General features: G+C 58.7%; 6 protein-coding genes. 4 read left to right on the top strand and 2 right to left on the bottom strand.

Annotated features, from left to right (window positions below; translation table 11 throughout):
* Positions 1 to 141: 141 nt before the first annotated feature.
* Entirely contained in the window at positions 142 to 2,751 is a 2,610-nt protein-coding gene (gene acnB / locus QMX93_RS28815) for a bifunctional aconitate hydratase 2/2-methylisocitrate dehydratase (RefSeq protein ID WP_053121346.1), read from the bottom strand.
* Positions 2,752 to 3,161: 410 nt separating this feature from the next.
* Here acnB and QMX93_RS28810 point away from each other — a divergent pair, with 410 nt between their 5' ends.
* Entirely contained in the window at positions 3,162 to 3,632 is a 471-nt protein-coding gene (locus tag QMX93_RS28810; RefSeq protein ID WP_159814138.1) for a DUF1289 domain-containing protein, read from the top strand.
* An 86-nt stretch (positions 3,633 to 3,718) separates the two neighbouring features.
* Here the strand turns inward: QMX93_RS28810 and QMX93_RS28805 are convergent, their stop codons facing one another.
* A complete protein-coding gene (locus QMX93_RS28805; RefSeq protein WP_053121342.1) occupies positions 3,719 to 4,582 on the bottom strand; it encodes a universal stress protein in 864 nt (287 codons plus the stop codon).
* Between the two features lie 158 nt (positions 4,583 to 4,740).
* Here QMX93_RS28805 and miaE point away from each other — a divergent pair, with 158 nt between their 5' ends.
* The 3 genes from miaE to QMX93_RS28790 all read left to right on the top strand — a co-directional run bounded on the left by miaE (position 4,741) and on the right by QMX93_RS28790 (position 7,525).
* A complete protein-coding gene (miaE, locus tag QMX93_RS28800; RefSeq protein ID WP_053121340.1) occupies positions 4,741 to 5,349 on the top strand; it encodes a tRNA isopentenyl-2-thiomethyl-A-37 hydroxylase MiaE in 609 nt (202 codons plus the stop codon).
* A gap of 181 nt (positions 5,350 to 5,530) precedes the next feature.
* Positions 5,531 to 6,238: a winged helix-turn-helix domain-containing protein gene (locus QMX93_RS28795; RefSeq protein WP_282358950.1), complete on the top strand. Its 708-nt coding sequence runs from the start codon at positions 5,531 to 5,533 to the stop codon at positions 6,236 to 6,238.
* Positions 6,239 to 7,525: an ATP-binding protein gene (locus tag QMX93_RS28790; RefSeq protein ID WP_282358947.1), complete on the top strand. Its 1,287-nt coding sequence runs from the start codon at positions 6,239 to 6,241 to the stop codon at positions 7,523 to 7,525.
* Positions 7,526 to 7,766 lie beyond the last annotated feature (241 nt).

The following is a 7,766-nucleotide window of genomic DNA, read 5'->3' as shown; positions in this document are numbered from 1 at the left end:
GGTCTTCAGCGCTGGTGTCGCCTGACACAATGCATTCGCGAGCAAGCCCGCTCCCACAGTGTTTAGCGTGATGCTTACCCTACAGGCATAAAAAACGCCGCTCATCTCACGATGGGCGGCGTTTTTTATTGCGTTGTAACGTTAGGCTTGAACGACCGGGATGTTGGCGTTCGCAGCAGCTTCACGGAACTCGGCGATCTGGTCGAAAGACAGGTAGCGGTAGATATCGGCCGCCATGCTGTCGATTTTGCCAGCGTATTCCATGTACTCCTCGACGGTCGGCAGGCGACCCAGGATCGAAGCCACGGACGCCAGCTCGGCCGAAGCCAGGTAGACGTTCGCGCCGTCGCCCAGACGGTTCGGGAAGTTACGAGTGGAAGTGGACACCACGGTAGCGTTTGGTTCTACACGTGCCTGGTTACCCATGCACAGCGAGCAGCCTGGCATTTCCATGCGTGCGCCAGCCTTGCCGTAGATGCCGTAGTAGCCTTCTTCGGTCAGTTGGTGAGCGTCCATTTTGGTCGGCGGCGACAGCCACAGACGGGTTGGCAGCTGACCCTTGACCTGATCCAGCAACTTACCGGCAGCGCGGAAGTGACCGATGTTGGTCATGCACGAACCGATGAACACTTCGTCGATCTTCTCGCCAGCAACGCTGGACAGCAGACGGGCGTCGTCCGGATCGTTCGGCGCGCACAGTACAGGCTCGCTGATGTCGGCCAGATCGATTTCGATGATTTCGGCGTATTCGGCGTCAGCATCGGCTTCCATCAGTTCCGGGTTGGCAACCCAGGCTTCCATCGCTTGAGCGCGACGTTCCAGGGTACGCGCATCGCCGTAACCTTCACCGATCATCCAGCGCAGCAGGGTGATGTTGGAGTTCAGGTACTCGGTGATCGACTCTTTCGACAGCTTGATGGTGCAACCGGCAGCCGAACGTTCGGCCGAGGCGTCGGACAGTTCGAACGCCTGCTCCAGGGTCAGACCTTCCAGACCTTCGATTTCCAGGATGCGGCCGGAGAAGGCGTTTTTCTTGCCTTTCTTCTCGACGGTCAGCAGACCGTTCTGGATAGCGAAGTAAGGAATCGCATGAACCAGATCACGCAGGGTGATGCCAGGTTTCATTTTGCCTTTGAAGCGCACCAGGATCGATTCCGGCATGTCCAGCGGCATAACGCCGGTGGCCGCAGCAAACGCAACCAGACCGGAGCCGGCCGGGAACGAAATGCCCATCGGGAAACGGGTGTGCGAGTCACCACCGGTACCGACGGTGTCCGGCAGCAGCATGCGATTCAGCCACGAGTGGATGATGCCGTCGCCCGGACGCAGGGAAACGCCGCCGCGGGTCATGATGAAGTCAGGCAGGGTGTGGTGGGTGGTCACGTCGATCGGCTTTGGATATGCCGCGGTGTGGCAGAAGGACTGCATCACCAGATCAGCCGAGAAGCCCAGGCACGCCAAGTCTTTCAGTTCGTCACGGGTCATTGGACCGGTGGTGTCCTGAGAACCCACGGTGGTCATTTTCGGTTCGCAGTAGGTGCCAGGACGGATGCCTTTGCCTTCTGCCAGACCGCACGCCTTGCCGACCATTTTCTGCGCCAGGGTGTAACCCTTGGTGCTTTCGATCGGTGCGTCAGGCTTCTTGAACAGGTCGAACGCAGGCAGACCCAGTTCGGCGCGAGCCTTCTCGGTCAGGCCACGGCCGATGATCAGCGGAATACGGCCGCCAGCACGGACTTCGTCCAACAGCACCGGGGTCTTCATTTCGAAGGTGGTGATGACTTCGTCAGTGCCGTGTTTGCAGACTTTGCCAGCATGCGGGTACAGGTCGATCACGTCGCCCATGTTCATGTTGGAAACGTCGAACTCGATTGGCAGTGCGCCGGCATCTTCCATGGTGTTGTAGAAGATCGGAGCGATTTTGCTGCCGAAGCAGAAACCGCCAGCGCGCTTGTTCGGCACGTAAGGAACGTCGTCGCCGAAAAACCACAGTACCGAGTTGGTAGCGGATTTACGCGAAGAACCAGTACCGACCACGTCACCGACGTAGGCGATCGGGAAGCCTTGACCGCGCATTTCTTCGATCTGCTTCATCGGGCCGATGGCGCCCTGCTGATCAGGAACGATGCCGTCGCGGGCCATTTTCAGCATGGCCAGGGCGTGCAGCGGGATGTCTGGACGCGACCAGGCATCTGGAGCAGGGGAGAGGTCGTCGGTGTTGGTTTCGCCGGTAACCTTGAACACGCGCAGGCTGATCTTGTCGGCCAGAGTCGGGCGGTTTTTGAACCACTCGCCGTCAGCCCAGGATTGCAGCACGGCTTTAGCGTGAACGTTGCCGTTCTTGGCTTTTTCCGCGACGTCGTGGAACGCATCGAACATCAGCAGGGTGTGCTTGAGTTGCGCGGCAGCGACTGGCGCCAGTTCGGCGTCGTCCAGCAGTTCAACCAGGGTCACGATGTTGTAGCCGCCCTGCATGGTGCCGAGCAGTTCTACAGCGCGTTTTTTGTCCAGCAGAGGGGAGGAAACTTCGCCCTTGGCCAGAGCAGACAGGAAGCCGGCTTTTACATAGGCCGCTTCGTCCACGCCTGGTGGAATGCGATTGGTGATCAGGTCAACGAGGAATTCTTCTTCGCCAGCCGGAGGGTTTTTCAGCAGCTCGACCAGGCCTGCTGTTTGTTCGGCGTTAAGCGGCTGGGGAACGATACCCAGGGCTGCACGCTCTTCGATATGTTTGCGGTAGGCTTCAAGCACAGTTATTACCCTCATCAGTGGTCCCAAATGGGTGTCCGGGACGCTCATCCCGAAATGGCCGTACTCATGCGCTGCGTGGCGTTGTGGGCCACTTAGCCAGAATTACCGACCATTCCTTACAGAAGCTGCTTTCAAAGTTTTACGCCTGCAGAACGGGGAGCTGATGAGGGTTGGCGTTGGGCTTTTCCCCGCTGGAAAAACCCTTCGCCAACACCGCTCTGAAGGAACGACTGTGCTCGTGACGCTTTGAAAACAGCTTCTAACGGACATTGGCGCCTTAAAAGGCTGGCTGATTCTACGGCAAAAAAAATTTAAAGGTAAGTTCACCCCTGAACTTTGAGGGGTGATGAATGTTAGACAAAGGGCTAACATGCCGACCTGTTCCGCGTTTCAGTGCCTTTGCCTACTTTATGCCCAATCAGACCATCAAGACCCCCTGCGTCGGCCTCTGCTCCACTGTTTACGGTGATCTGGTGTGCCGTGGCTGCAAGCGTTTCCACCACGAAGTGATCCATTGGAATGGTTACAACGAGGAGGAAAAACGTGCGGTGTGGTTGCGGCTGGAGCAATTGCTGTCACAAGTGATGGCGGGCAAGGTCGAGATTTTCGATTCGGCGCGCCTGCGCGAGCAGCTCGAACAGCGCAAGATCCGCTTCGTGCCGCATCAGTCGGAATATTGCTGGGCGTATCAGCTGATTGCCCGGGGGGCGCGGGTGATCATTAATCTCGACGCGTACGGGATGGTGTTGCTGCCGGAGTTTCGCGAGTGGAATCTGCCGGAATTGCGCGATGCCATTGATCGGGAATTTTTCCTGCTGTCGGAAGCGCATTATCAGCGCTACATCGCCCCCGGTTTCCTTAAAGACGCCTTTGGCGCCTGAAGATCAAAAGATCGCAGCGTGCCGCAGCTCCTACATGGGAATGCGTCCTACCTGTAGGAGCTGCCGAAGGCTGCGATCTTTTGCACTTAATGCTTCACCGCCAACTCCACCAAATGATCCTCAACCTCCTGCGGTTTGAGTACCAGCACATCACTCTCCAGCTCATCCAGCACCACTTCCGCCGTATTGCCGATCAGCGCCCCCGACAACCCGGTGCGCGCCACCGTGCCAATCACGGTCACCGCTGCCTGCAGCTTGTGCGCCATAAACGGAATCAACACATCCGCCGGGCCTTCTTCGATGTGCAGATGCTCGTCATCAATATCAAATTCCGCCTGAAACGCCCGGCATTGCTCGCGATAGCGCGCTTCGATGGTTTCGCTGAGCTGGAACGTCGGATCCGCCGCCGACAGCATTGGTGATGGATGCGCCGCGATCACATGCAGATGCGCCTTGGCCAGCGCGGCGATGTCGTAGCCGTGATCAATGATCGTATTGTGCAAATGCCGGTGCTCGCCATCGGCATTGCCGACATCGACCGCCGCCAGAATCACTCGGTCTTTCCACGAGGTCGACGTTTTCACCAGCAGCACCGGGGTAGGGCAGTGGCGCAGCAGTTTCCAGTCCGCTGGGGTCAGCAGGGCTTTTTTCAGTGAGCTGTCCGGGAAATGCTGCTTGATCACCAGTCCGCAGCCCTCGGCCTGCTGCACATCGATGATGGTTTCGTGCAGGCTCTCGTTCCACGCCTGTTCGGTGGTGGCGCTGTAACCGTCCGCCAGTAGCGCGGCTTTGAGCACGCCGAGCATGCCGGCGTGGTCGTGCTTCTTGTCGCAGACCAGCAGGTGCAGATGGGCCTGGGTCACGCCCGCGATCAACTTGGCGCGCTTGAGCGCCAGGCTTTCCGAATGTTCGGGTTCGATGACCACCAGAATGCTGCGAATGGCTTGCATGAGCGGAGTCTCCAGCAAAGAAAAGGCACGGCGTTGCACAACTATAGTTGCTGCCAGAACGTGCGCGACTTGATGCATATCAACGTCCGCCGCTGGTGGTCTTTGGACAGGCCGGTATAATCGGCGCCCTTCGCTCGAACACCTTTACCGTGAGCCCCATGATCCTTCCCGAAATCCACGAATTCCTTGGCTGCCGCACCCCCGACGCGTGGGTTCAGGCCGCACTGGCCGATCAGGAGACCCTGCTGATCGACCACAAGAACTGCGAGTTCAAGGCCGCCAGCACCGCGCTGAGCCTGATAGCCAAGTACCATTCCCACGTCGACCTGATCAACATGATGTCGCGTCTGGCCCGGGAAGAACTGGTGCACCACGAACAAGTCATGCGCCTGATGAAGCGTCGCAAGATCGAACTGCGCCAGCTTCACGCCGGCCGATACGCGTCGAGCCTGCGCAAAGTGGTGCGCAGTCATGAACCGGTGAAACTGGTGGATACGCTGGTGGTGGGCGCGTTTATCGAAGCGCGTAGTTGTGAGCGTTTTGAAGCGCTAGTGCCGCATCTGGACGAAGAACTCGGCAAGTTCTACTTTGGCCTTCTGAAAAGTGAGGCGCGGCATTTTCAGGGGTATCTGAAGCTGGCTTATCAGTACGGTGATGCCAAGGATGTTGAGCAGGTGATCGTGCGGGTTCGTGCTGCCGAGCAAGAGTTGATTGAATCGCCGGACGAGGAGTTCCGTTTTCACAGCGGTGTGCCTGTCGCGGCATAACCCTGTAGGAGCACGGCTTGCCTGCGATAGCGATCTCAAGGACGCATTCGCTGGCAAGCCATGCTCCTACCCAATCTGTTAAAAACTCTTAAGAGTATGAAACATCACCGATAACCGGCTTCCGCCCGAGAATGCCGCCATAATGTCGACCACTTCACACATGGGTTGGCAGACGGTCGTTATGGATAACCTGGGTTTCGGCAAAGTCCTTCTGGTGGAAGACGACGAGCGTCTCGCGGCGCTGATCGCTCACTTCCTCGAACAACACGGCTACGAAGCGCGCACGGTGCACCGTGGCGATCTGGCCGTGGCCGCTTTTCTTGAATTCAAACCGAAAGTGGTGGTGCTTGATCTGATGTTGCCGGGGCAGAGCGGTCTGCACGTGTGTCGCGAAATTCGCAGCGTGTCGGACACACCAATCGTCATTTTGACCGCCAAGGAAGACGACCTCGATCACATTCTCGGTCTGGAATCCGGTGCCGACGACTACGTGATCAAACCGATCAAACCGCCGGTGTTGCTCGCCCGCTTGCGCGCGTTGCAACGGCGTCAGGTGCCGGACAGTAGCGTGGTCAGTTCGCTGGTGTTTGGCCAGTTGAGCATCGACCGCAGTTGCCGCGAGGTGCGTCTGGCCGGTGAGATCATCGAAATGACCACCATGGAATTCGAACTGCTGTGGCTGCTCGCCAGCGCCGCCGGCAAGATTCTTTCCCGTGATGACATCCTCAACCGCATGCGCGGGATTGCCTTCGACGGGCTCAACCGCAGCGTCGATGTGTACATCAGCAAACTGCGCAACAAACTCAAAGACAATCCGCGCGAACCGGTGTGCATCAAGACCGTGTGGGGCAAGGGTTATCTGTTCAATCCGTTTGCCTGGGAGCTGTAGATGCTGCGCTTATTTCTCGGGTTGTTTCTGGTGATGACGGTGGGGCTGGTGCTGGCCCTGCAGACGGTCGAGCACACCTTCAACGCCTTGCTCGACAATCAGATGCAGGCCTACAACCGCGAGGCGGTGCGCGGTCAAGCGTGGTCGCTGGTCGAGCACATGCGCGATCAACATGGCGAAGCACGCGAGCAGCAGCTTGAGGCGTTGCGTCCGCACTATGGCCTGTCGCTGGGGCTGATCGAGGCCGATCAACTGAAACTGACCGACGAAGAAAAATCAGAGCTCGCGCAGAATCTGTTGGTGACCCGCGACAACTACACCCAGTTCATCAGCAACATCGACGGCGGTTCGCAGTTGCTCAGCATCAAACTGCCGCCCGAGCCGAGCCTGATGCCGTTCTACATCACGGCGGCGTACATGATGCTGGCGGTGCTGATCGGCATCGTGTTGTTCTTCTGGGTGCGCCCGCACTGGCGCGATCTGGAGAAGCTGCGGCTGGCCGCTGAGCGTTTTGGCGATAACGATTTGTCGGCGCGCATTCAGTTGTCGAAGCGCTCGAACATTCGTGATCTGGCGGAACACTTCAACCTGATGGCCGCGCGCATCGAAGGCCTCATCGCCAATCAGCGCGAGCTGACCAACGCGGTGTCCCACGAACTGCGCACGCCGATTGCGCGGTTGTCGTTTGAGCTTGATCAACTGAAGCAGCAGCCGGACGCCAGCCAGAGCCGTGAGCTGATTGCCGACATGTACGCCGACCTTGGCGAGCTGGAGGAAATGGTCTCGGAGCTGCTGACCTACGCCAGCCTTGAACGCGGTGCGACGGTGATCAAACGCGAGAATATTCAGGCGACCAATTGGCTCGACAGCGTGGTCGGCAGCGTAGCGCTGGAGGCGGAAGCGGCGGGCGTGCAGTTGCTGATTGGCGAATGCCGGCTCGACACGGTGCGCATCGAACCACGGTTTATGGCGCGGGCGGTGATCAACCTGCTGCGCAACGCGATTCGTTATGCCGAGCAAAAAGTCGAAGTGACGCTGGTGCGCACCGGGGATTATTACGAGGTGCGGGTCAACGACGATGGGCCGGGGGTTCCGCTGGAAGGGCGGGAGAAGATTTTCGAACCGTTCTCGCGGCTGGATGCCAGTCGGGATCGGCGCACGGGTGGATTCGGTTTGGGCCTGGCGCTGGTACGGCGCGTGTCGCAATCACATGGCGGACAGGTTGAGGTTGGGGAGTCGCCTTGGGGTGGGGCGTCGTTTCGGATGACGTGGGCGCATCTGGATTGATTCGCGGTGGTGGTCAGGGCCTCTTCGCGAGCAAGCTCTGCTCCTACACCGATCTGTGGCGCTCACAAAACTTGTAGGAGCCGAGCTTGCTCGCGAAGGCGTCAGCCCATTCAAAACAACTCTGACTGACCCACCGCCATCGCGAGCAGGCTCACTCCTACATGGGTTATCTGTCCTGTCCAAATATTGTAGGCACCACCAAACCCTGTAGGAGTGAGCCTGCTCGCGATGAGGCCAGCCC

This window comes from Pseudomonas sp. PS01303 (assembly GCF_029959385.1).
In the GTDB taxonomy this organism is placed as follows: domain Bacteria; phylum Pseudomonadota; class Gammaproteobacteria; order Pseudomonadales; family Pseudomonadaceae; genus Aquipseudomonas; species Aquipseudomonas rustica.
This window is presented reverse-complemented; position numbering and strand designations above follow the sequence as displayed.